The organism is Rugamonas sp., assembly GCF_025354735.1.
In the GTDB taxonomy this organism is placed as follows: domain Bacteria; phylum Pseudomonadota; class Gammaproteobacteria; order Burkholderiales; family Burkholderiaceae_D; genus Rugamonas.
Genome location: NZ_JANXMI010000104.1, coordinates 1 through 24429, shown reverse-complemented (window position 1 = coordinate 24429; position 24429 = coordinate 1). Strand labels below are relative to the sequence as shown.

Sequence of the window (24429 nt, the reverse complement as noted above, 5' to 3'; positions counted from 1 at the left end):
CCAGCCATTTCCCTCATGATTCAAGCCAAAATCGTCTTAGTGCGGAGCAATATCGTTATACTGGAAAGGCAATGAAACTTTTGCTCGGGCGGGGCTTTTCCCTATGAACCGGCGCGTGGCGCCGGTCGCACCAGGTCACGCAGTGCCATCGACGGAGATGAGACGATGAAATCAGTTCAGCAGGAAGTCGACGAACGCAGTAATTTAACCAACTCCAATAAATTTGAATTGCTGTTGTTCCGCCTCGGCGCCGACGACAATGGCGAACATTCCGAACTGTACGGCATCAACGTCTTCAAGATCCGCGAAATCGTCGCCATGCCGGAAGTGACGGCGGTGGCCGGTTCCTCGCCGCAGATGCTGGGCGTGGTCAACCTGCGCGGCCAGATCATCACCGTGCTGGACTTGCCGGCCATCGTCGGCGTCAAGCCGAAGACCGGCCTGAACATCATGCTGGTCACCGAATTCGCCCGCACCACGCAAGCCTTCGCGGTCGAATCGGTCGAGGAAATCGTGCGCCTGGACTGGAGCCAGGTGCTGACCGCCGAGGGCGCGGCCGGCGGCATGGTCACCAGCATCGCCCGCCTGGACGGCGACGTCAACAACACCCGCCTGGCCCAGGTGCTGGACGTGGAAACCATCTTGCGCAAGATGGTGCCGACCGAAGGCAAGGACGTCGATCCCGAGACCATAGGCCCGAAACTGAAAATGAAGCCGGGCACCATCATCCTGGCCGCCGACGATTCCGTGGTGGCCCGCAGCCTGATCGAAAAAGGCCTGGAAGCCATGGGCGCGCCGTTCGTGATGACCAAGTCCGGCAAGGAAGCGTGGGAACGCCTGCTGCACATCGCCGACCAGGCCAAGGCCGAGGGCGTGCCGGTCGACGACAAGGTGGCCCTGGTGCTGACCGACCTGGAAATGCCGGAGATGGACGGCTTCACCCTGACCCGGCTGGTCAAGCAGGACGCCCGCTTCAGCAAGATACCGGTGGTGATCCACTCCTCGCTGTCGGGCAAGACCAATGAAGACCACGTGAAAGGCGTCGGCGCCGACGCCTACGTCGCCAAGTTCGTCGCCGAAGACCTGGCCGCCACCATCCGCCAGGTGCTCAACAAATAAAGCAATAGCGACGCCGCCCGCGCGGCGCCGCCACTCGAAGCCGCATCCCGAACCGTACGTGCCTTGGCGCACATACGGTTTGTTTTTTTGGCGCTACGCTCGGACGTTAGCGCTGTTAAATAACACTCAGGGAGTCGGTTTCGATGAAACGTATATTGCTGGGCCTGATCGGCCTGCTGGTGGTGGGCGCGCTCGGCGTCTACGCCCTGTACTGGCGGCCCGCCATCGCCGCCATCGCGCCGCCGCCGGCGACCGCCTTTTCCCCGCAGCTGGTCGCGCAGGGCGCGCAGTTGGCCGGCATGGGCAATTGCGCGGCCTGCCACACCGTCAAGGGCGGCGCCGACTTCGCCGGTGGGCGCGGACTGGCCACGCCGTTCGGCACCATTTATGCGACCAATATCACACCGGACGCGCAGACCGGTATCGGCGGCTGGTCGCAGGACGCCTTCAAGCGCGCCATGCGCGAGGGCGTGCGGCGCGACGGCGCCCACCTGTTCCCGGTGTTCCCCTACACCCACTTCGCCCGCGTCAGCGATGAAGACCTCACTTCCCTGTACGCCTACTTCATGACGCGGCCGGCCGTCCACGCCGAAGCGCCGGCCAACACGGTGCCGTTCCCGCTCAATGTGCGCGCCTTGCAGGCCGGCTGGAAGCTGCTGTTCTTCGACAAGGGCCTGTACCGCGCCAACGCCGCCAAATCGCCCGAATGGAATCGCGGCGCCTATCTGGCCGAGGGCCTGGGCCATTGCGCCGCCTGCCACACGCCGCGCAACCTGGCCGGCGCCGAGATCGCCAACAAGCCCTATCTGGGCGCCAAGATCGACGGCTGGTTCGCGCCCGCGCTGACGGCGGCCAACACCTCGCCGCTGCCGTGGTCGGAGGCGGAACTGTATGCGCTGTTGCGCAGCGGCGCCAGCACGCTGCACGGCACCGCCGCCGGCCCGATGTCGCAGGTGGTGCACGAAGGCCTGGCCAAGATGCCGGACGCCGACATCCACGCCATCGCCGCCTATTTCGCCGACGTCGACGGCGCGGCGCAGAGCCCCGTCAACGCCGGCGCGGTCCAGGCCAGGGTGCTGGCGACGTCCGGCCAGGCGGTGGCGCAATACGGCGACCACGGCGCCGCGCTGTACCTGGCCGCCTGCGCCTCCTGCCACAGCAACAGCGACGGCCGCGCCTCCGCGCTGCGGCCCGAACTCGGTTTCAACAGCGCGCTGTCGGCCGCCGATCCGACTAATCTGCTGCAGGTGATCGTGCACGGCATCGGTCGCGACGAGGGCGCGCCGGGCTTGATGATGCCGGGCTTCGGCGCCACCATGTCGAACCGCGACATCGCCGAACTGGCCCACTACCTGCGCCGCAGCCGCGGCACGCAGCCGCAATGGACCAACGTCGACGACACGCTGGCCGCCGTGCGCAAATCCCAACCCTGAACGGAGCGAGAGCACCATGAATAAATTCACAGTCAACGGCCGCGCCGTCGCCATCGACGTTCCGGTCGACACGCCGCTGTTGTGGGTGATCCGCGATGAAGTCGGTTTGAAGGGCACCAAATTCGGCTGCGGCATCGGCATGTGCGGCGCCTGCACCGTGCACGTCGACGGCCGCGCGATCCGCTCCTGCATCACGCCCGTGGGCGCGGTGGAGGCGGGCGCCGTCACCACCATCGAGGGACTGGCGCCGGACGGCCGGCACCCGCTGCAAAAAGCCTGGATCGCCGCGCAGGCGCCGCAATGCGGCTACTGCCAGTCGGGCCAGATCATGCAGGCGGCCACGCTGCTGAAGGATTATCCGCAGCCGACCGACGCCAATATCGACGCCGTCATGAGCGGCAACCTGTGTCGCTGCATGGCTTACATCCGCATCCGCAAGGCCATCAAGCAGGCCGCCGCCGACATCGAGGGAGCCTCCCATGCATAAGCCCACGCGCACGCCGCCGATGATTAAATTGCCGGGCGAGCGGACCGCCGCACCGGCGTCGATGGCGCGGCGCGGCTTCGTCATCAGCGCCGCCGGCGCCGGCTTCGCGCTGGCCTTTTTGCGCTCGGGTCTCAGCCTGGCCGACGCCCAGGGTCCGCAGCCGCTGCTGCAACCGCTGTTCGATCCCACCATCTGGTACGAGATCGACCGCGACGGCCGCATCGTCGTCAACATCGCCAAGGCGGAAATGGGCCAGCACATCGGCACCGCGCTGGCGCGCATCGTGGCCGAGGAGCTGGAGGCCGGCTGGGATATGGTGCGCCTCAATTATGTCGACAGCGATCCCAAATGGGGCACCATGGTCACCGGCGGCAGCTGGTCGGTCTGGCAAAGCTACGACGCGCTGTCGCGCGCCGGCGCGGCCGGCCGCATCGCGCTGATCGAGGAGGGCGCGAAGCTGATGGGCGTGGCCGTATCGGCCTGCCAGGCGCGCGACGGCGTGGTGTACGCGGGACCGAAATCGCTGTCCTACGCGGCCATCGTCCAGCGCGGCAACCTGGCGCGCAAATACACGCCCGAGGACTTGAAGGCGATCACGCTGAAGACGCCGGACCAGCGCCGCCTGATCGGCCACGACGTGCAGGCGCTCGACGTGCCGGCCAAGACCGACGGCAGCGCCGTCTACGGCATCGACGCCCACATCGACGGCATGGCCTACGCCCGGCCGCTGATCCCGCCGACGCGCTATGGTTCCAAGGTAGTGGCCATCGACGACGCGGCGGCCCGCCGGATCAAGGGTTACATCAAATCGATCGAACTGCGCGACCCTTCCGGCACGGTGCCCGGCTGGGTGGTGGTGCTGGCCGAATCGTATGCGGCGGCGCTGGCCGCGTCGGAGCTGGTGCGCGTGACGTGGAACGCCGGCGCCGCCGCCAAGGTGTCGGAAGGCGACATCCTCGACCACGCGCGCAAGCTGATCGACGATGCCTCCGTCGGCGCGCTGGTGGTGGCCGGCGACGGCGTCGACGCGGCCTTCGCCGGCGCCAAGTTGAAGGTCGAACAAAGCTATACCACCGGCACCGTGCTGCACTTCCAGCTCGAACCGGTGAACGCGGTGGCGGTGCAGCAGGACGGCGTGTGGCATCTGCACGCTGGCAACCAGTGGCAGTCGCTGATTTTGCCGACGCTGGCCAAGGCGCTCGGCGTGGCCGAAAGCAAAGTGGTGCTCAACACTTATTTGCTGGGCGGCGGTTTTGGCCGCCGCCTGAACGGCGACTACCTGGTGCCGGCCGCGCTGGCGGCGCAGGCGCTGGGCCGCCCGGTTAAGCTGGTGCTGACGCGCGCCGACGACGCCCGCTTCGATTCGCCCCGTTCGGCCTCGCTGCAAAAGCTGCGCATGGCCTTCGGCGACGGCGGCGCCGTCACCGCCATGGAGCATCACGCCTCGGCCGGCTGGCCGACCGAAGTGATGGCGTCGGCCCTGATGCCGAAGGCGAAAAACGGCCAGCCCTACGATCCGTTTTCCATCGCCGGTGCCGACCACTGGTACAGCGTCGGCGCGCACCGGGTGCGCGCCGTGTCGAACGACCTGGCCAACCGCAGCTTCCGGCCCGGCTGGCTGCGCTCCGTCGCGCCGGGATGGACCAACTGGGCGCTGGAGAGCTTCATCGACGAAGCGGCCCACGCCGCCAAGCTCGATCCGCTGGCCTTCCGCATCGCGCTGCTCGACGGCGCCGGCATCAACGCCGGCAGCGCGCCGAACGCCGTCGGCGGCGCGGCGCGCATGGCCGCCGTGTTGAAGCGCGCGGCCGAAAAAGCCGGCTGGGGCGGCGCCATGCCGGCCGATACGGGCCTGGGCATCGCCAGCACCTTCGGCCAGGAGCGCGACATGCCGACGTGGACCGCCTGCGTGGCGCGCGTGAAGGTCGACCGCAAAAGCGGCTACGTGAAGATCGAACAGCTGACGATGGTGATCGACTGCGGCACCGTGATCCATCCCGACGGCGCGCTGGCCCAGGCCGAGGGGGCGACGCTGTGGGGCGTCAGCATGGCGCTGATGGAGGGCACGGAATTCCTCAACGGGGAGGTGAGGGACACCAACCTCAATTCCTACACGCCGCTGCGCATGGCCGACGTGCCGCCGCTCGACATCGAATTCATCGCCAGCACGGAGGCGGCGACCGGCATGGGCGAGCCGCCGACGACGGTGGTCGGGCCCGCCATCGGCAACGCCATCTTCGCGGCGGTGGGCGCGCGGCTGCGGCACCTGCCGATGCGGCCGGCCGACGTGCTCAGGGTGATGGACTAAACCGGCGGCGCCTCGCGGCGCACGCAGCGAAAGCCGATGTGCGACGATGATGAGTCGACCGCGCCGGGCTGGCGCGCGGCCGGCCGGTAGCGCTGGCAGTAGTTGGGCGCGCACAGGAAGGAGCCGCCCTTGAGCACCTTGCGGCCGATGGCCAGTTCGGGCGTGTAGGGATCGTAGCTGACTTGTACGCTGGCCGGGCCCTTGGGATTGTGCGGGATGCAGCAGCTTTTCGGCGCGGCGGCGGCGGCGCCGCGTTCGGCGTACCAGTCGGTGGTCCACTCCCACACATTGCCTATCATGTCGAACAGGCCGTAGTCATTGGGCGGGTAGTTGCGCACGGCGCTGGGGCCGACCAGCTGGTCCGGCTGCTCGCTGGAATAGGGGAAGTCGCCCAGCCAATAGTTGGCCATGATTTGTCCGCCGGGCGCGAGCTCGTCGCCCCAGGCGTAGTCGCGGTCGGCGTCGCCGCCACGGGCCGCGTATTCCCATTCGGCCTCGGTCGGCAGCGCCTTGCCGGCCCAGGCCGCGTAGGCCGCCGCGTCCTCGTAGGCGATGTGGACCACGGGATGGGCGCCCAGCCCGTCCAGTGAACTGCCGGGACCGCGCGGATGGCGCCAGTCCGCGCCGAACTGGAATTGCCACCACGGCGTCAATTCTCCGCGCGGCAGCGGCCCTTCCGGCTTTTCAAACACAAGCGAGCCGGCCACCGCCAGTTCCGGCGGCATGCCGGGATAGTCGGCCGGATCGGGGGCGATTTCGGCCAGCGTCACGTGGCCGGTGGCGTCGACGAAGCGTTGGAAATCGTCGTTGCTGACCGGCGTTTCATCGATCCAGAACGGGTCTATCCTGACCTGGCGGCGTGGCGCCTCCTCCGGGTAGAAGCGCTCCGATCCCATCTCGAAGACGCCGCCGGCGAGGCGCCGCATGCCGGCTTGGGTCTGGTCCGCTGGCTCGCTCATGACGGCGCTCCTCAGAAGTCGTCCGGACGGCCGAAGCCGGGATCGCTGTACGAAGGATAATGGTCGAAGATGTCGCCCGGCTTGCCGACGCGCGGGTCGCCGGTGCGGCGCAGCTCGGCGAGCAGGGCCTGGTCCAGCTGCGCCACCACCGCCTTCAGCTGCGGCTGGCCCATCAGATTACTCAACTGGTAAGGGTCGGCCGCGACGTCGTACAGCTCGGCCGGCGGACGCTTGCCGGTCGCCAGTTTCAGCAGCGGTGCGATCTTTTGATCGTCCTGGCCCAGCACCATGACGGCCTTGGTCGGGCCGTAATCGATGTCGGGATAGGCCGCGAAAAAGTCGTTTTCCAGCTGCTGCCGGGTGACCGGACGGTGGCCGGGCGCGCCGGCCGGCCAGCGCTCCGGGAAGAAGTTGCGGATGTACAGATATTGCGCGGTCCGTATCGAACGGCTGGCATAAGCTTGTAGCGGCACTTCGGCGCCGTCCATATGCCGTTCGCGGCCGGCGAGCACGAACCGGCGCGGCCCGTCGCCGCCGGCCGCCAGCAGCGGCATCAAGGTTTGCGAATCCATCGAGGCCGGCTTGGCCACGCCGGCCACGTCCAGGAAAGTGGCGGCCAGGTCGACCGTGCTGATTAAGGCCTTCGACACCCGGCCGCCCGGGATCTTGGCCGGATACATGGCCACCAGCGGCACGTGGCTGCCGGCGTCGTACAGCGTGGCTTTGCCGCGCGGGAAGGGCCAGCCGTTGTCGCCGGTCATGATGACCAGGGTGTTGGCCAGCTCGCCGTCGCGCTCGAGGCGGTCCAGCAGCAGGCCGGCTTCGAGGTCGAAACGTTCCAGCGAATAACGGTAATCGGCGATATCGCTGCGTACCTCCGGCGTGTCCGGCAGGTAGGGCGGCACCGTGATGGTGGCCGGGTCGATGCCGCTCTTGATGCCTATGCCCTTGTTGTAGGGACGGTGTGGATCGTCCGAGCCGAACCAGAAGCAGAAGGGCCGGTCGGCCGGACGCTTGTACAGGAAAGTGTTGAAGTCTGAATAAGCGTTGCCGGCCGGATTGCGCTTGCGGCCCGCCGGGCCCAACTGGCCGGGAGCCCAGCCCTTGCGCGTCATGCCGACGTAATAGCCGCTCGATTCCAGCAGGTCGGTGTAGAGCGGAAAATGCTGCGGCAAGATGCTGGCCAGATTCGCGCCTTCTTCCAGCCGCCACGGCCAGCGTCCGGAAAGAATCGCGCCGCGCGAGGCGGTGCAGGTCGGCGAGGCGACGAAGGCGTTTTCAAACGTGACGCCGGCGCGCTGCATGCGGGCCAGCGTCGGCATGCGCAGGCCTAGTTGATCGGTCGATTCGGAACCCTGCCAGCTCCAGTCGTCCGCCAGCATGAACAGGATGTTGGGACGGTTCAGCGGCGTGCCGGCCGCGGCGGCGCGGGCCAGGGAAGTGGCCAGGCCACCCAGCAGCGCGCCGCCGAGCGCGACGGAGGTGCGCGCCAGTGCCTGGCGTCGCGTTATTTTATTATCCATATTTGTTTTTTTCGGAATTCCAATGCGGAATATTTTATTCCAAAACTATTAGAGTATTCAAAGAATGTAAAAAATAATTTAAATAAAGCGTGGATTGATTCTTATAATGATTAATCCGGCATTCATATTTTGCAATGATTGGGCTGAATAAAACCGTGCGCCGCTTCGCCGGCCGCCGCGACTTGGGCTATCATCAACGTTGCTACTGCATGTACGTCCGCGTCAGCCGGCGCGGGCGCTAACGATATCCAACGTGGGAGACGACCATGGCAGCTAAAAAAATCCTGTTCCTGACCGGCGATTTTGCGGAAGATTACGAAACGATGGTGCCGTTCCAGGCGCTACAGATGGTCGGACACACGGTGCATGCCGTTTGCCCCGACAAGAAAAGCGGCGACAAGATCAAGACCGCCATCCACGACTTCGAGGGCGACCAGACCTACACCGAAAAACCGGGCCACCTGTTCACGCTCAACGCCACTTTCGACGACGTCCACGCGGCCGATTACGACGCGCTGATGATCGCCGGCGGCCGCGCGCCCGAGTATCTGCGCCTGAACCCGCGCGTGATCGATTTGCTCCAGCAGTTCGCGCACGCCAACAAGCCGATTGCGGCCGTGTGCCACGGCGCCCAGCTGCTGGCGACGGCCGACATCATCCGCGGCAAAAAAATCTCGGCCTATCCGGCTTGCGCGCCGGAGGTGAGGATGGCCGGCGCCGAGTATGCCGATATCGCCATCGACGCCGCCGTCACCGACGGCATCTTCGTGACCGCGCCGGCGTGGCCGGCGCACCCGCAATGGCTGGCGCAGTTCCTGCAAAAGCTGGGCACCGAGATCAGGCTGTAACGTCCAGCCTCGACGTCAATCGGCCAGCGCCTTCAGATTTTTAGTGTGGAAGCGCAGGTGGTCGTCGATGAAGCTCATGATGAAGTAGTAGCCGTGGTCGTAGCCCGCGTGCCGCCGCAGTCGCAGCGGCTGCGCGGCACCGCGGCAGGCTTGCTCGAACACTTCCGGGTATAACTGCGTGTCGAGGAACTGGTCGCCCAAGCCCTGGTCGATCAATATGCCGTCGGGGAAGGGCGTGCGCCGCTGCGCCATCAGGGCGCTGGCGTCGTGCGCGGCCCACGCGGCGCGGTCGGCGCCGAGGTAGCCGGTGAAGGCCTTCTGGCCCCACGGCGCTTGCGACGGCGCGGCGATGGGCGCGAAGGCGGACACGGAGCGGAACAGCTCGGGATGGCGCAGCGCCAGCGTCAGCGCGCCGTGGCCGCCCATCGAGTGGCCGCAGATGCCGACGCGCCGCGCGTCCACGTCCAGTTCCCGTATCACCAGTTCGCGCAGTTCGCGGATATAGCTCTCCATGCGGTAGTTCATATTCCACGGCGCCTGCGTCGCGTCGAGATAGAAGCCGGCGCCGAGGCCGAAGTCCCACGAGTCGTCCTCGCCGGCCACGCTGGCGCCGCGCGGGCTGGTGTCGGGCGCGATCAGGATCAGGCCCTCCTGCGCCGCCATGCGCTGCGCGCCGGCCTTGATCATGAAGGTCTCTTCGGTGCAGGTCAGCCCGGCCAGATAAAACAGCGCCGGCAGCGCCGCGCCGTCGGCCCGCGCCGGAATGAAGGCGGCGAAGCGCATCGACAAGCCGATGGCCTGCGACTGGTGGCGGTAGTAGCGCTGCACGCCGCCGTGGCAAACGTGTTCGTTGAGAAGTTCAAGCATCATATTCCTTTGTGTGCGATTGTACGTGGCCGCTGCGTTGTCACGCACTGTCTCATCTGTGCGACAGATTTTCGCGGGATGCACTAGATTGTCGCCTGCTGGCTCACTATTTTATGCCGCGCCGCGCACGCTGTCACGGCCTGCCGCGCGGTTCATCTTCTGCCTGCCGGACGACGTTCATCGTTACACCATACGTCGCTCGCATAAGGCGCGCCGCAAAGCGCGCCTTATGCCTGCTGCCTTTCCGGCGCATCAACGACAAGGAGATATCATGCCAGACTTCCTGGTAATTTCGGCCGAACTTGCGTGGCCCTGCGCCATCCTGCTGGCCTGGCTGTGCGGCGAATTCGTCCACCGCTGGTTCGGCGTCCCCCGCATCAGCGTCTATGGCCTGGTCGGATTTTTACTGGCCCAGAGCTTTCCCGCGCTGCTGGCCACCGACGGCAGCAGCACCGTCGCGCTGCTGGCCAACCTGGCCTTCGGCCTGATCCTGTTCGAATTCGGCTACCGCATCAATCTGCACTGGCTGCGCATCAATCCGTGGATCGCCGTCAGCGGCGTGGCCGAATCGGCGGCCACCTTCGGCGTGGTCTACGCCATCGCGCTCGCCTTCGGCATGCCGCCGATGACGTCCCTGCTGCTGGCGTCCCTGGCGATGTCGTCGTCGCCGGCCGGCGTGCTGCGCGTGATCAACGAGGAGGGCAGTTCTGGCCAGGTGACGGAGCGCGTGCTGCACCTGGTGGCGATCAACTGCGTGCTGGCCGTGTTCGCGTTCAAGGTGATCGTCGGCGTGTGGGTGTTCCAGACCTCCGGCAGCCTGCCGCAGGCGGCCTCGCGCAGCCTGATCGAGTTGCTGGCGTCGGCCGCCATGGGCGCCGTGTTCGGCTTCGCCGTGCCGGCCGTGCTGCGCCAGCTCGGCAACCTGGCGCGCGACGGCACGGTCGCTTTCGCGCTCGGCGTGCTGCTGCTGGTGGCGATCGCGCACGCGACGGAATTGTCGCCGGTGCTGGCGACGCTGACCTTCGGCCTGATGGCGCGCCACCGGCGCGTCGCCTTCAGCCGCACCGAGCGCAATTTCGGCGGCATCGGCGAGCTGCTGACGGTGCTGCTGTTCGTGTTCGCGGTGTCGACCCTGAGCTGGGAGCGCGTCACCGCCGGCGCCGGCCTGGCGCTGTTGCTGCTGCTGGCGCGCTTCGTCGTCAAGACCTTGTGCGTGATGGCCTTCGCGCGCGCCGGCGGCATCACCTGGCGCAAGGGCACGCTGACCGGCATCGCGCTGGCGCCGATGTCGGTGTTCGTGATTCTGCTGCTGGAGCAGGCGCGCTACCTGGGCATCGTGCTGGTCGACGAGCTGGCCGCGCTGGCCGGCATGACGCTGTTTATGGAATTGATCGGCCCTATCATCACGCAGCGCGCGCTGATCTGGGCCAGCGAATCGCCCGACAAAGAGGAGCACTGACATGCCGCTGGAACCCTACACATCATCGGCGCCGCTGACCATGGGCGTCGAACTGGAACTGCAACTGGTCAGCCTGTCGGACTACGACCTGACCGCGTCCAGCCCGGACCTGCTGCATCTGCTGGGCCGCAAACCCTTTCCCGGCAACGTGACGCCGGAAATCACCGAGAGCATGATCGAGATTAACAGCGACGTGCACACCAACCACGCCGAGCTGCTGGCGCAGTTGCAGCTGATCCGCGACACACTGGTGCAGGCCGGCGAAACGCTCAACATCGGCATCGCCGGCGGCGGCACGCATCCGTTCCAGAAGTGGTCGGAGCGGCGGATTTTTTCCAAGCCGCGCTTCAAGGAAGTGTCGGAGCTGTATGGCTATCTGGCCAAGCAGTTCACGATCTTCGGCCAGCACGTGCACATAGGCTGCGCCTCCGGCGACGACGCGCTCTACCTGCTGCACGCCCTGAGCCGCTACGTGCCGCACTTTATCGCGCTGTCGGCGTCGTCGCCTTATGTGCAGGGCAACGACACGCTGTTCAACTCCGCGCGGCTCAATTCCGTGTTCGCGTTTCCGATGAGCGGACGCGCGCCCTTCCTGCTGCGCTGGGACGATTTCGCCAACGGCTATTTCGCCAAGATGGAGCACACGGGCGTCATCAAGAGCATGAAGGATTTTTACTGGGACATCCGGCCCAAGCCCGAATTCGGCACCATCGAACTGCGCGTGTGCGACACGCCGCTGACGGTGGAGCGGGCGGCGGCGCTGGCCGCGTATTTGCAGGCGCTGTGTCGCTATCTGCTGGAGCGGCGCGAGCTGGGGACCGACGAGGTGCCGGTCGAAGACGATTACCTGGTCTATAACTACAACCGTTTCCAGGCTTGCCGCTTCGGCCTCGATGGCACGCTGGTGCATCCGAAAACCTACGAGAGCCTGTCGATGCGCGAAGACATCCTGACGACGCTGCGCAAGATGGAACCGCACGGCGCGGCGCTGGGCGGCAGCGCGGGGCTGGCGCATCTGGTGGAGGTGACGCACCTCGGCAGCGATGCGCAATATCTGCGCGACCAGTTCGGCAACAGCGGCAGCGTGGAGGGTGTGGTCGACGCGGCGATCCAGCGTTTTCGCGGGCGCTGACCGTGGCGCGTTCGATTTTGCTAACCTGTAAATCTTATTTTAACGGGTTTAAAAATATGACGATGTAACTTGACTTCGATGATTTAAGGGGTTACTCTTTGCCCATCGATCAAGGAGCCGCCATGACAGACAACGCCAGCACCAGCCCGGAATTCATCGCCGATCATCCGGCGCTGAACCTGCTCAACACGGTCGCCATGGCCAACGGCGCGCCGACCGACAGCTGGCGCAGCGACGCCGATGTGCTGCTCTGGCTGGAGCGCGCCGGTTTTGTGGCGCAGGGGATGACGGGGCGCGATCCGGTCCCGCGCCTGCTCGACGTGGCGCGCGGCTTCCGCGAATTGTTCCGCAAGCTGGTGGCCGAGCGCAAGGCGGGCCAGCGTCTGGACCTGAGCGCCTTCAATGCCTATCTGGCGCAATCGAGCCGCCACCTGGAACTGCTGGAGGACGCCGGCGGCGCGCTCGCCTTGCAGGCCCGCTATGACGCCGGCAACGCCAAAAAACTCATCGGCCCCCTGGTCGAAGCGGCCGCCGAACTGCTCGCCGACGGCGATTTTTCGCTCATCAAGCACTGCGAAAATCCCGATTGCATTTTGATCTTCCTCGATAAGACCAAGTCGCACCGGCGCCGCTGGTGCCGCATGGCGGTCTGCGGCAACCGCCACAAGGTGGCCAGTTTCCGTCAACGGCAGCAGGATAGCAACGGCTGACCGTTTTCGTTTTCATCGGCTTCATACCGCTGTAAAAAATTAGTCGGGCAGGGTGACGCACGCGTCGCCTGGGGCCCGGCTTTGCCCGGACTTCATCGTTCACTTCTTTCATCGTTCACTTGAGGACTCGCCATGACCATCGCCACACCCGCCAAACCCGCCCAGCCGATCCGCCTGCATCGCCACTATATGTCCGGCCATTGCCACCGCGTCGAGCTGCTGCTGTCCATGCTCGATCTGCCGTATGAAACGGTGGATGTCGATATCCCCGCCGGCCAGCACAAGGGCGCGGCCTTCCTGGAGCTCAATCCGCTCGGCCAGGTTCCGGTGCTGGAGGACGGCGACCTGGTGCTGTACGACTCCAACGCGATCCTGGTCTACCTGGCCTCGCGCTACGACGACGGCCGCTGGCTGCCGCGCGATCCGGTCGCCGCCGCGCGCGTGCAGCAATGGCTGTCGATGGCGGCCGGTCCGATCGCCGCCGGGCCGAATTCGACGCGGCTGGTCAAGCTGTTCGGCGCGCCGCTCGACTATCCACGCGCCAGGATGATCGCCGAAAACCTGTTCGCCGTGCTCGATGCGCAATTAGGCCAGCGTTCCTTCGCCACCGGCGAGCAGCCGACCATCGCCGACCTGGCCGCGTTCAGCTACATCGCGATGGCGCCCGATGGCGACGTGTCGCTGGAGCCGTATCCGCAGCTGCGCGCCTGGTTGCGCCGCATCGAACAGCTGCCCGGCTTCGTGGCGCTGCCCAAGCGGGCGGCCGCCGCATAAGTTCAGCGCCGTCGCCATCGCCGGCGCGTGCGCATCATTCATCTGCACAGGAGTCCATCATGTCCGATATCGAATCGTCATCCGTCTGGCCCGAGGGCCGGCCCCTGTTTCATGCGGGTGAGCTGGAAGCGCAACGGCGCGTGGGCGTGGCCGACAAGATGGAGCGACAGGGCCGGCGTGCCATGCGCAGCCTGATGCCGGACCAGCACCGCCAGTTTTTCGCGCATCTGCCGTTCATCGTGGCCGGCGCGGTCGATGCCGACGGCCAGCCCTGGGCCACCATCATGACCGGCGCGCCCGGTTTCGTGCGGGCGCCGCAGGCCGACCTGCTGCACATCGCGGCGCTGCCGGTGGCCGGTGATCCGCTGGCGGGCGTGCTGGCGCCGGGCGCCGACATCGGCCTGCTCGGCATCGAACTGCCGACCCGACGCCGCAACCGCGCCAACGGCAAGCTGGTGCCGTCCGCGCCGGGCACGCTGGCGGTGCGCGTGCATCAGAGCTTTGGCAACTGCCCGCAATATATCCAGGGGCGCGACTGGGAAGTGGCGCCCGCGCCGCCGGCCGGCACCCGGCCCTGGCACGGCGGCGAGCTCGATGCGGCGGCGCTGGCGCTGGTGGCGGCGGCCGACACCTTCTTCATCGCCAGCGCGCACCGCCCGCCGGAGGACGCGGCGGCGGCCGGCGCCGATGTCAGTCATCGCGGCGGCAAGGCCGGCTTCGTGCGCATCGACGACGCCCGCACGCTGACGGTGCCCGACTTTGTCGGCAATTTCTACTTCAACACCATCGGCAATCTGCTGCTGCATCCGCGCGCCGGTTTGCTGTTCATCGATTTCGAGCGCGGCACCATGCTGCACGTGGCGGCGCGCGCCGAGATGATCTGGGACGGCGCCGAAGTGGCGGCCTACGCCGGCGCCCAGCGCCTGATCCGCTTCCACATCGAGCGCGTGATCCGGCTCGATCACGCGCTGCCGCTGCGCTGGTCGGCGCCTTCGTGGTCGCCGATGCTGGAGCGGACCGGCTCCTGGGAAGCGGCGCGGCGCGGCATGTTGGCCGAGAGCCGGCGCAACGACTGGCGCCGCTTCAAGGTGGCGGCGGCGGTCGCGGAAAGCGCGACCGTCATGTCCTTCGTGCTGGAGCCGGACGACGGCGGCGGCGTGGCCGCTTATCGGCCGGGCCAGTATCTGCCGGTGCGGGTGCCGCTGGCCGCCGGCGGGCCGCCGCTGATGCGCACCTACACGCTGTCGGATGCGCCGGACGGCCGCGGCTACCGCATCAGCGTGCGGCGCCAGGGGCCGGCCTCGGACTGGCTGCATCGCCACGCGGTGCGGGGCGGTACGCTGGAAGTGATGGCGCCGCGCGGCGATTTCGTGTTCGATTCGGACAGCACGCGGCCGGTGGTGCTGGTGTCGGCCGGCGTTGGCGTGACGCCGATGCTGGCCATGCTAAATAGCCTGCTGGTCAACGAAGGCCGCAGCCGCCACCATGCGCCGATATTCTTCCTGCACGGCGCGCGCAGCCGGCGCGAGCTGGCGTTCGAGCGCCATCTGCTGGACAAGGCGGCGCGCCACGCCAACCTGCATCTGCATGTGAGCTTCAGCCAGCCCGGCGACGGCGATGCGGCGGCCGATGCGCATTACCACGCGGGCCGGGTCGACATCGACTTTCTCAAGGCCGTGCTGCCGTTCGACGATTACGATTTTTATCTGTGCGGGCCGGCCGGCTTCATGCAAGGTTTGTACGACGGGCTGCGCAAACTGAATGTGGCCGATGAGCGCATCCGTTTCGAGTCCTTCGGCGCCGCTTCCGTGGCGCGCAGCAGGGTTGCCAAGGCGGCGGAGGCCGACGCGGGCGAGGGCGTCCAGGTGACGTTCGCGCGCAGCGACAAGACCGTGTTGTGGCGGCCGGCCGACGGCACGCTGCTGGAACTGGCGGAGGCGCAGGGCTTGTCGCCGCTGTTCGCCTGCCGCAGCGGCTTGTGCGGCACTTGCGCGGTGCGTGTGATAGATGGCGCGGTCGATTATTCGTCGGCCCCTGCCTGCCAGGCGGCGCCGGACGAGGCGCTGATCTGTTGTTCGCGCCCGCATGCGGGACCGCATCTGCCGGACAGCGAACATCGTGTAGGCGTGGTGCTGGACCTGTAAGTATTCAGTAGTGGTACTGGCGCAGGATGCGGGCGTAGCTGCCGTCTTGGGTCATGGCGTCGAAGATGGCGCGCAGCTTGGCCACGTCGGCCTGGTCGCATGGCTGCGTGCAGGCCAGGTACATGCTGACCGGTTCGATCTGCGCGCCGAAACGCACTCCGCCCATGGCCGCGCCGCTGCGCTGCCGGCCGTAATTGACCACGCCCGGCACGGCCAGCCAGACGTCGATGCGGCCGGCGGCCAGTTTGCGCGCGTTGCTTTCGGCGTTGCCGACCGCCTCGATATGGTCGAAGCCGAGGCGGTGCGCGATGACGTCGGCCGGGCTGCCCAGCACCACGCCGGCGCGCAGGTGGCGGGCCGCCGCGACGGAGGAGATATCGACGCCGGAACCGCTGGCGGCGACGAGCATCATGCGCTCGTCGAGCAGCTTGACGATCCAGGTGTAGGAGGCTTCGTTTTCGGGCTGGCGCCAGATCACGCCGTAGGTGTTCGGCTTGTCGCCCAGGCGCGCCGTGATGCGCTTGAAGGGCACGGCGTCGACGCTGCCGCCGGCGCCGGCGCGGCGCGCGATGTCGACGACGAGGTCATAGATCACGCCCTTCATGACGCCGTGGTCTTCGTAGGCGAAGGGCGCCAGGTTGTTGATGTACACGGGCGGCATCCCGGCGGCGGCCGCTTCCGCGCCGGCGCCGAGCGCGCAGCAAAAGAAAAAAACGACTCGGGACAGGGACGGGGCCATCGTTGCTCCACGCGGATCGCGACATATCATCAATGTCGCAGTCTACAGGAAGCGCCGCCCGCCGCCGCCGCTACCTGCGGCGCGGCCGGCTTCCAACCGGGTCAGAAGCGCGTTTCGCGCGCCACGCGCAGGAAGTTGTCGAGGATGGGCGTGCAGTCGAGCAGCTCGACGCCGCCTGCGCGGTGGAATTCGGGATGCCACTGCAGGCCCATGACGAAGGGCGCCTTGCGGTAGCGGATCGCCTCGACCATCTGGTCCGGCGCCGACAGCGCTTCGATGGCCATGTCGCGCCCCAGCGTCTTGACGGCCTGGTGGTGGATGGAATTGACCAGGCCGCGGCTCTGCCCCTTGAACAGCCGCGCCAGCGAGGAGCCGGCCGGGAAGGTGATGGCGTGGCGGTTGCGGTCGTAGTCGTCGTTGACGTGCGAGAGCGCGTCCGGCACTTCGCTGGAGATGTCCTGGAACAGCGTGCCGCCGAAGGCGACGTTGATGAGCTGGCAGCCGCGGCAGATGCCCAGCACCGGCTTGCCGGCCTCGACGAATTCGTGCAGCAGCTCCAGCTCGTACATGTCGCGCGCGCGGTCGCCGCCCCATTCGGGCCGGGTGGGCGTTTCGGAATAGCTTTGCGGCGAGACGTCGGCGCCGCCTTGCAGCACCAGGCCGTCGAGGTGCCTGGCGTAGTCGCGCAGACGGATGCTGCTGGGGTGCAGCAGGCCGTCGGTGTTGACGGTCGGGATCATGAACACGAGCACGTCGCGCGACATCACCCACTGCGCGATCGACTCTTCCAGATATTGCAGATTCTTGCTGCGCAGTCCCGTGGCGCCCGCCTCCGGGTGGAAGATGCGCGCCGAAATGCCGATGTGCAGCGGCCGCTGGATGATGTGGCGCGTGGCCGACGCGGCGATGCGCCGGTAGCGCGCCATCAGCACCCGGCCCCACAGGCTGAACACGGTGTCGCCGGGATCGAGGTAGCGCGGCGTGCCGTCGGAGCGGCGGTCGCGGTCCGAGCGGCGCCGGCGCTGGCCGCCGGATTGTTCGTCCGCCGCCTCGTCCCGTACTTTGTCCTGCATGTTGTTCTGTGCCGCGTCTTGTACCTTGTCCTGTGCCGCGTGCGGCTGTCCGGCCGGCGGCGCGTCGCGCCCGCCGTGACCGCTGTCCTTGCTGTCCTTGCTGTCGCTGTCTGTCATGCGCTGCTCCGGATGCTATTGACGAGTTGCAGTTTGCCACAGGCGGCGCTTTCGAGGCGCGCGCTTAGCCGGGCCGGGGCCGCCGCCGCGCCCACTCGCGCAGCTGGCCCTTGAGGATTTTGCCCGTCGCGGCGGCCGGCAGCGCCGTCATGACGATGATCTCGGCCGGCCGCTTGTACGGCGCCAGCGCCGCCGCCAGTTGCCGCGCCAGCTGGTCCACCGTCACGTCGTGGCGCGGATCGAGTTCGACGAAGGCCACCACTTCCTCGTCGCCGTCGCCGACGCTGCGGCCGACCACGGCCGATTGCGTCACGCCCGGCTGCGCGTTGAGCACCGTTTCCACTTCCAGCGGATAAACGTTGAAGCCGGAGCGGATGATCAATTCCTTGCTGCGGCCGACGATGAACAGCGCGCCGTCGGCCGCGCGCCGGGCGATGTCGCCGGTATCGAGCCAGCCGTCGGGACGCAGCGCCGCCGCCGTCAACGCCGGCTCGCGCCAGTAACCGAGCATGACGTTGGGGCCGCGTATCCACAGCTGGCCGGCCTGATCGACACCGATGTCGGCGCCATCGGCACCGAGCAGCCGCGCTTCGACGCCGGGGATCACGAAGCCGACCGAGGCATCGTCGCGCGGCGCGTCGAGGCGGGTCTGGCTGACCGTGGGGCCGGACTCGCTCAGGCCGTAGCCGTTGTGGAGCGGCAGGCCGAACAGCTGCTGCACCCGCGTCTTCAGGCGCGGCGTCAGCGGCGAGCCGCCGGCGTAGATGAAGCGCAGCTGCGACGCCAGCGGCGCGGCCGTGTCGCCCAGCGTTTCGAGCAGGCGCGCGTACATCGCCGGCACCCCTTGCAGGATGGTGAGGCGGTGCTCGCGCAGCGCCGCCAGCAGCGCCGCCGGTGAAAAGCGCGGCGCCAGGTACAGGCAGGCGCCCGCGTACAGCGTGCCGAGCATCACCGACGTCAGGCCGTAGCTGTGCGAGATCGGCAGCACGCCGTAGGCGCGGTCTTGCGGCGTCAGGCCGCGCAGGGTGCTCGACACGGCGGCCACGAACAGCAGGCTGCGGTGCGACAGCATCACCCCTTTCGGCTGGCCGGTGGTGCCGCTGGTGTAGATCAGCGCCGCCACCTGGCCGGCGCCGTCTTGCGTCACCGGCGCCGGCGCGCAGTCGTCGTTGAGGGCGCCGGTCATCCAGTGGCCGAAGGGTGAAGTGGCGCGATGGGCGCCGTGGCGTTCGCCATGCGCGGCCGCGTCCGGCGAGGCGGCGCTGGTGTAGATGACGCGCCGGGCGCCGCAATGCTGGCGGATCTGGTCCAGCTCGGGCGCCGACAGGCGGCTGTTGACGTTGACGATCCAGGCGTCGAGCTGGGCGGCGGCGAAGATCAGCGCCACCTGTTCGACGCAGTTTTCGCCGACCACCATCAGGCGGTCGCCGCCGCGCACGCCGAGTTCGCGCAGCAGCGCGGCGGTGGCGTCAATGGCCTGCGACAGTTCGGCGTAGCTCCAGAGGCGCGCGCCGTCGTGCAGCGCGGGCGCGTGCGGCGTGAGCGCGGCGCGCTGGCGCGGGATGGCGCTGATGCGCGCGGGCAGGGCGGCCAGCAAGGTGGCGGCATCGATGGCACCGCCGGCGCTGGCGCCACCGCCGACGTCGGCGAACATCAAGCCTTGGTGTCGATCAGCGAGCCGAGCGTGGAGTCGGCCGTCTTGACGACCGCCGCCGCCGCGTTGAATTGCGCTTTGTACACCAGGGAATTGGTGACGTCGACGCTGAGATTGCTGCCGCCGCCATTGTCGCCGGCGTCGGCGGCCGACAGCGCGCGGGCGCTGGTCGACAGGCTCACGCCGTTGCCGGCCGGAGCGCTTTCCTGAAAATTGGCTTGCTGGGGCTGGAAGCCCCGGGTGCTGGCGTTGGCGATGTTGTGCGCGGACACGTCCTGCGCGCGTTGCGTCGCGCTGAGCGCGCTGACGCCGGTGCTGAGGGCTGCGAATCCCATGATATTTCCTTTCGGCAATTGCAGATAGTGTACACCAATGCGCGGCCGCGCGCATGGCGCCGCCTAAAAAACAAGCAGCGGCCGCAACGCGCGGCGGCGCGGCCGGCCGCACGGCGCGGGTGCGGGGCGGCAGGGGACGGGGCGGGAGCACGGCGCGATCGATGCCACGGGGCGATCAGTGCGCGGACCCGTGGCCGGCACCCATGCTACATTAGAGCTCCATCAGGAGAGCGCCATGCCCGTGTCGACCCATTTGCCGTGCGCCGAAGGCCGTATCCGCAGCCAGGGCGCCGATGCGCCGTGCGCGCCGGCCTCGCGGCGCTGGCTGCTGGCGGCCACCATCCTCGCGTCGAGCATGGTGTTCATCGACGGCACCGTCGTCAACGTCGCGCTGCCGGCCTTGCAGCAGGCGTTCGGAGCCGGCGTCGCCGAGCTGCAGTGGGTGGTCGAATCGTATGCCTTGCTGCTGGCGGCGCTGCTGCTGGTGGGCGGCGCGGCCGGCGACCGCTACGGCCGGCGCCGCGTGTTCCTGATCGGCGTGCTGCTGTTTTCGGCGGCGTCGCTGTGGTGCGGCCTCAGTTCCGGTATCGGCCAGCTGATCGTCGCGCGCGCGGTGCAGGGCGTGGGCGGCGCGCTGCTGGTGCCGGGCAGCTTGGCGATCATCAGCTCCTCGTTCGGCGAGCGCGAGCGGGGCCAGGCCATCGGCACCTGGTCCGGCTACAGCGCGATCACGTCGGCGCTGGGGCCGGTGCTGGGCGGCTTTCTCGTGCAGCACTGGTCGTGGCGCTACGCCTTCCTGATTAACGTGCCGCTGGGACTGGCGGTGTTGCTGCTGACCTTGCGCCACGTGCCCGAAAGCCGCAACCGGGACGCGCCGCGGCGGCTCGACTGGTGGGGCGCGGCGCTGGCCAGCGGGGCGCTCGGCTGTCTCGTGTTCGGGCTGATCGCATCGTCGGCCAGCGGCTGGGGCGACGCGCGCGTGATCGCCGCGCTGCTGCTGGCGCTGGCGTTGCTGCTGGCCTTCGTGCAGGTGGAGCGGCGCCAAGTCGCGCCCATGCTGCCCTTGCAGCTGTTCCGGTCGCGCGATTTCAGCGGCGCCAACCTGCTGACGCTGCTGCTCTACGCGGCGCTGGGCGGCGGCCTGTTTTTCCTGCCGCTCAATCTGATCCAGGTGCAGGGGTATTCGGCGACGGCGGCCGGCGCCGCGCTGCTGCCGTTCACCGTCATCGTGTTCGCGTTTTCGCGCTACACGGGCGGCCTCGTCGAACGCTACGGCGCCCGGCTGCCGCTGGTGGTCGGGCCGGCCATCGCCGGCGCCGGCTTCGCGCTGTTCGCCGTGCCGGGCGTGGGCGGCAGCTATTGGACCACGTATTTCCCGGCCGTGCTGGTGCTCGGCGCCGGCATGACGGTGGCCGTCGCGCCGCTGACGACGACGGTGATGAACGCGGTCGACAGCAGCGTGGTCGGGGCCGCGTCCGGCGTCAACAACGCCGTCTCGCGCGTGGCTGCGCTGCTGGCCATCGCGCTGCTGGGCATGGCGATGAGCCTGGGCTTCAACGCCGACCTGGCGCGGCGCGTCGGCGCGGTCGAGGTCGACACCGAGGTGCGGCGGCAGGTACTGGACCAGCGTGCGCGGCTGGTCGCCATCGAGCTGCCGGCCACGCTGGCGCCGGCGCCGCGCGCGGCGCTGAAGCAGGCGGTGGACGCCGCCTTCGTGCACGGCTTCCGGCTGGAGATGTTGCTGTCGGCGCTGCTGGCGCTGCTGAGCGCGCTCAGCGCGTGGTGCATGATAGGGCGCCAGAAATAATCGCCGCCATGCCCGCGCGGCGGGTTCCGTGCGCGCCGGCCTTGCAGCGCCGACGCTCTTTCCATCCATGACCTCAGTATCTCCACGGCAACGCCCGGGATGTAATTTCGGCCCGAAATGCTTGCTATTGGTAATTTGGTATTGCGTTCAGGGAACGGTATTGCCTAGAATTGGTGACCACTTCAGCGTTCACCGGAGGGCATCATCGATACCGCCGCATTCCGCCTGCGCCGCCGTTTTCGACGCCATTTTGATAGCTATTTTTGCAAGCGCATGTGCGGCATCGTGCCCATGCTCGCGCTATTGGCCGGCCTCGGCCTCGGCTTCGGCGCCGGCGTCGCTGCGGCCGCGCCCGCAACCGCAACCGCAACCGTAACCGCAACAGCAACCGTCTCCGCATCCACGGCGCCCCAGCCGCTGGACCGGGCGCTGCACGAACAAATCATCGCCATCCCGGCCGGCCCGGCGCTGGACGTATCGCTGGAAACGACCGTCTTCAAGCCCGACGGCCCCGGCCCGTTCCCGCTGCTCATCATCAACCACGGCAAGCAGGGCGGCGATCCGCATTTACAGGCGCGCGACCGCTTCGTCTACATGGCCAGCGCCTTCGTGCGGCGCGGCTACGCCGTGCTGGTGCCGATGCGCAGCGGCTACGCGCAATCGACCGGGCGCTACCGCGACTTCGGCTGCGACATGGGCGCCAACGGCGAAGCGCAGGCGGCCGACATCGCCGACGTGATCCGCTACGCCCGCGCCCAACGGTGGATAGACGCCGACCGCATCGTCGTCGCCGGCCAATCCTACGGCGGCTTGGCCAGCGTGGCGCTGGCGGCCCGTGGCATGGCCGGCGTGCGCGGCGTGCTCAACTTCGCCGGCGGCTTGCGCCTCGACGACGACGACGACTGCGACTGGCAAGCCGCGCTGGTGCAAGCCTACGCCCGCTACGGCGCGGCGGCCAGCGTGCCCAGCCTGTGGTTCTATGGCGCCAACGACTCTTATTTTTCACCGGCGCTGGCGCAGCGCATGTGGCAGGCCTACCAACGCGGCGGCGGCCGCGCGTCCCTGGTCGCCTACGGCCCCTTCAAGCGCGACGCCCACGTCATGCTGGCCAGCCGCGACGGCGTGCCGGTGTGGCTGCCGCGCACCGAGCGTTTCCTGCGCAGCATCGGCATGCCGACGCGCGTCGTCAACGTCATCCCGGAGCCGCCGGCGCCGCGGGCCAGCCATTTCGCCGTGCTCGACGACATCAACGCCGTGCCCTATCTGAGCGACAGCGGCCGCGCCGCCTACCGCAGCTTTTTGCAACGCGGCACGCCGCGCGCCTTTGCCGTGTCGCCCAGCGGCGCCTGGGGCTGGGCCGAGGAGGGCGAAGACCCGAACCGGCGCGCGCTCGACGTCTGCCAGGACGGCAGCGCCCAGGCTTGCCGCCTGTATTCGGTCGACGACAGTGTGGTCTGGTCGCCGCAGCGCGAGCGCAAGGAGATGACCAGCGGCCGCACCGAATAAGCGCCGGCGCGGGCGGGCGTCGGCTGTCCTGCGGCGTGTGCCGGACATGCCGTGCGGCACAAAGTGTATCTTCGCCGCATCATAGCTTCATGATATTCTTCCCCTCGTTCAATTTTTTGCATAAGAAAAGATTGATATGAAAGAAAATTACCGGGGGAGATTGTATTGGCTTTGTTAGACTTTTTACAGAAGGACCGCACCATCGCCGGTCCCGGCTTCAACCGCTGGCTGGTGCCGCCGGCGGCGCTGGCCATCCATTTATGCATAGGCATGGCCTACGGTTTTTCCGTGTTCTGGCTGCCGCTGTCGCGCGCCATCGGCATCCGCGAACCCGTCGTCTGCGCCGCGAACCTCGGCTTCTTCGAACAAATCACGTCGACCAGCTGCGACTGGCCGATTTCGATGCTGGGCTGGATGTTCACACTGTTCTTCGTCTTCCTCGGCCTGGCCGCGGCACTGTTCGGCGGCTGGCTGGAGCACGCCGGTCCGCGCAAGGCGGGCGCCGTGTCGGCGGTATGCTGGTGCGGCAGCCTGGTGATGTCGGCGCTGGGCATTTATACGCACCAGATCTGGATCATGTGGCTGGGCTCGGGCGTGATCGGCGGCATCGGCCTCGGTCTCGGCTATATTTCGCCGGTGTCGACGCTCATCAAATGGTTCCCGGACCGGCGCGGCATGGCGACCGGCATGGCCATCATGGGCTTCGGCGGCGGCGCCATGATAGGCGCGCCGCTGGCCGACTGGCTGATGAAGTTCTACGCCACGCCCGACGCCATCGGTGTCTGGCCCACCTTTCTGACCATGGCCGCGATTTATTTCATCTTCATGATGGGCGGCGCGCTGGCCTACCGCGTGCCGCCGTCGAACTGGCAGCCGGCCGGCTGGACGCCGCCGCTCCAGGCCGGCAACGCCATGATTACCGGCCGCCACGTGCACGTGCAGCGCGTGCTGGGCGTGCCGCAATTCTGGCTGGTGTGGCTGGCGCTGTGCCTGAACGTGACGGCCGGCATCGGCATCCTCGGCATGGCCTCGCCGCTGTTGCAGGAAGTGTTCGGCGGCCACCTGCTGGGCCTGAACACCGGCGTCACGGCGCTGACCGTGGCGCAAAAAGGCCAGATCGCCGCGCTGGCGGCCGGCTTCACCGGCTTGCTGTCGCTGTTTAATATCGGCGGCCGCTTCCTGTGGGCGTGGTGCTCGGACTACATCGGCCGCAAGGGCACTTATTATGTGTTCTTCGTGCTCGGCTTCGTGCTCTACGCGGCGATCCCGGGCGCGGCCCACGGCTTGCAGCAGGGCCTGTTCATCGGCTGCTTCTGCGTGATCCTGTCGATGTACGGCGGCGGCTTCGCCACCGTGCCGGCCTATCTGGCCGATCTGTTCGGCACGCAGATGGTGGGCGCCATCCACGGCCGGCTGCTGACGGCGTGGTCGGCGG

General features: G+C 67.8%; 20 protein-coding genes. 13 read left to right on the top strand and 7 right to left on the bottom strand.

All coding sequences use genetic code 11. From position 1 onward, the window contains the following. The first annotated feature begins 165 nt into the window (after positions 1 to 165). The 4 genes from Q0S71_RS08960 (at position 166) to Q0S71_RS08945 (ending at position 5347) form a co-directional block, all read left to right on the top strand. Positions 166 to 1119: a chemotaxis protein gene (locus tag Q0S71_RS08960; RefSeq protein ID WP_295994036.1), complete on the top strand. Its 954-nt coding sequence runs from the start codon at positions 166 to 168 to the stop codon at positions 1117 to 1119. Between the two features lie 143 nt (positions 1120 to 1262). Further along, on the top strand, positions 1263 to 2552 hold the full coding sequence (locus Q0S71_RS08955; protein ID WP_295994035.1) for a cytochrome c: 1290 nt from the start codon (positions 1263 to 1265) through the stop codon (positions 2550 to 2552). 16 nt (positions 2553 to 2568) lie between these two features. Next, positions 2569 to 3039, top strand: coding sequence for a (2Fe-2S)-binding protein (locus tag Q0S71_RS08950; protein WP_295994034.1), 471 nt, complete (start codon positions 2569 to 2571; stop codon positions 3037 to 3039). Further along, positions 3032 to 5347 (top strand): molybdopterin cofactor-binding domain-containing protein, encoded by a 2316-nt coding sequence (locus Q0S71_RS08945; protein WP_295994033.1) that lies wholly within the window; start codon positions 3032 to 3034, stop codon positions 5345 to 5347. Before Q0S71_RS08950 ends, Q0S71_RS08945 begins: the two co-directional genes overlap by 8 nt. On the opposite strand, the gene Q0S71_RS08940 is transcribed toward Q0S71_RS08945, so the two are convergent. Continuing rightward, entirely contained in the window at positions 5344 to 6306 is a 963-nt protein-coding gene (locus tag Q0S71_RS08940; protein WP_295994032.1) for a formylglycine-generating enzyme family protein, read from the bottom strand. The genes Q0S71_RS08945 and Q0S71_RS08940 overlap by 4 nt on opposite strands. Before the next feature lie 11 nt (positions 6307 to 6317). Continuing rightward, positions 6318 to 7829 (bottom strand): sulfatase, encoded by a 1512-nt coding sequence (locus tag Q0S71_RS08935; protein ID WP_295994031.1) that lies wholly within the window; start codon positions 7827 to 7829, stop codon positions 6318 to 6320. Between the two features lie 266 nt (positions 7830 to 8095). On the opposite strand from Q0S71_RS08935, the gene Q0S71_RS08930 reads away from it, so the two are divergent. Then, on the top strand, positions 8096 to 8677 hold the full coding sequence (locus Q0S71_RS08930) for a DJ-1/PfpI family protein (protein ID WP_295994030.1): 582 nt from the start codon (positions 8096 to 8098) through the stop codon (positions 8675 to 8677). A 15-nt stretch (positions 8678 to 8692) separates the two neighbouring features. Here Q0S71_RS08930 and fghA read toward each other — a convergent pair whose 3' ends face one another. After that, positions 8693 to 9544: an S-formylglutathione hydrolase gene (gene fghA, locus Q0S71_RS08925; protein ID WP_295994029.1), complete on the bottom strand. Its 852-nt coding sequence runs from the start codon at positions 9542 to 9544 to the stop codon at positions 8693 to 8695. A 271-nt stretch (positions 9545 to 9815) separates the two neighbouring features. On the opposite strand from fghA, the gene Q0S71_RS08920 reads away from it, so the two are divergent. The 5 genes from Q0S71_RS08920 to Q0S71_RS08900 all read left to right on the top strand — a co-directional run bounded on the left by Q0S71_RS08920 (position 9816) and on the right by Q0S71_RS08900 (position 15763). Beyond that, a complete protein-coding gene (locus Q0S71_RS08920) occupies positions 9816 to 11003 on the top strand; it encodes a cation:proton antiporter (protein ID WP_295994028.1) in 1188 nt (395 codons plus the stop codon). A gap of 1 nt (position 11004) precedes the next feature. Beyond that, a complete protein-coding gene (locus Q0S71_RS08915; RefSeq protein ID WP_295994027.1) occupies positions 11005 to 12135 on the top strand; it encodes a YbdK family carboxylate-amine ligase in 1131 nt (376 codons plus the stop codon). Positions 12136 to 12257: 122 nt separating this feature from the next. Continuing rightward, a complete protein-coding gene (locus tag Q0S71_RS08910) occupies positions 12258 to 12845 on the top strand; it encodes an ABATE domain-containing protein (RefSeq protein WP_295994026.1) in 588 nt (195 codons plus the stop codon). A gap of 132 nt (positions 12846 to 12977) precedes the next feature. Further along, positions 12978 to 13619, top strand: coding sequence for a glutathione S-transferase family protein (locus tag Q0S71_RS08905; RefSeq protein WP_295994025.1), 642 nt, complete (start codon positions 12978 to 12980; stop codon positions 13617 to 13619). Between the two features lie 59 nt (positions 13620 to 13678). After that, entirely contained in the window at positions 13679 to 15763 is a 2085-nt protein-coding gene (locus Q0S71_RS08900) for a pyridoxamine 5'-phosphate oxidase family protein (protein WP_295994024.1), read from the top strand. Between the two features lie 4 nt (positions 15764 to 15767). Here the strand turns inward: Q0S71_RS08900 and Q0S71_RS08895 are convergent, their stop codons facing one another. From Q0S71_RS08895 to Q0S71_RS08880, 4 genes are all read right to left on the bottom strand, one after another. Beyond that, positions 15768 to 16502: an ABC transporter substrate-binding protein gene (locus Q0S71_RS08895; protein WP_295994023.1), complete on the bottom strand. Its 735-nt coding sequence runs from the start codon at positions 16500 to 16502 to the stop codon at positions 15768 to 15770. A 101-nt stretch (positions 16503 to 16603) separates the two neighbouring features. After that, positions 16604 to 17575 (bottom strand): gamma-glutamyl-gamma-aminobutyrate hydrolase family protein, encoded by a 972-nt coding sequence (locus Q0S71_RS08890; RefSeq protein ID WP_295994042.1) that lies wholly within the window; start codon positions 17573 to 17575, stop codon positions 16604 to 16606. Between the two features lie 181 nt (positions 17576 to 17756). Beyond that, positions 17757 to 19346 carry a class I adenylate-forming enzyme family protein gene (locus Q0S71_RS08885; protein ID WP_295994022.1) on the bottom strand — a complete coding sequence of 530 codons (1590 nt, stop codon included), beginning with the start codon at positions 19344 to 19346 and terminating at the stop codon, positions 17757 to 17759. After that, positions 19346 to 19681, bottom strand: coding sequence for a flagellar basal body protein (locus Q0S71_RS08880; protein WP_295994021.1), 336 nt, complete (start codon positions 19679 to 19681; stop codon positions 19346 to 19348). Before Q0S71_RS08880 ends, Q0S71_RS08885 begins: the two co-directional genes overlap by 1 nt. A gap of 235 nt (positions 19682 to 19916) precedes the next feature. On the opposite strand from Q0S71_RS08880, the gene Q0S71_RS08875 reads away from it, so the two are divergent. The 3 genes from Q0S71_RS08875 to Q0S71_RS08865 all read left to right on the top strand — a co-directional run. Further along, a complete protein-coding gene (locus Q0S71_RS08875) occupies positions 19917 to 21488 on the top strand; it encodes an MFS transporter (protein WP_295994020.1) in 1572 nt (523 codons plus the stop codon). Positions 21489 to 21779: 291 nt separating this feature from the next. Further along, positions 21780 to 22994 (top strand): CocE/NonD family hydrolase, encoded by a 1215-nt coding sequence (locus Q0S71_RS08870; RefSeq protein WP_295994019.1) that lies wholly within the window; start codon positions 21780 to 21782, stop codon positions 22992 to 22994. 165 nt (positions 22995 to 23159) lie between these two features. Then, positions 23160 to 24429 (top strand): OFA family MFS transporter (locus tag Q0S71_RS08865; RefSeq protein WP_295994018.1); only part of this gene is annotated, 1270 nt, incomplete at its 3' end.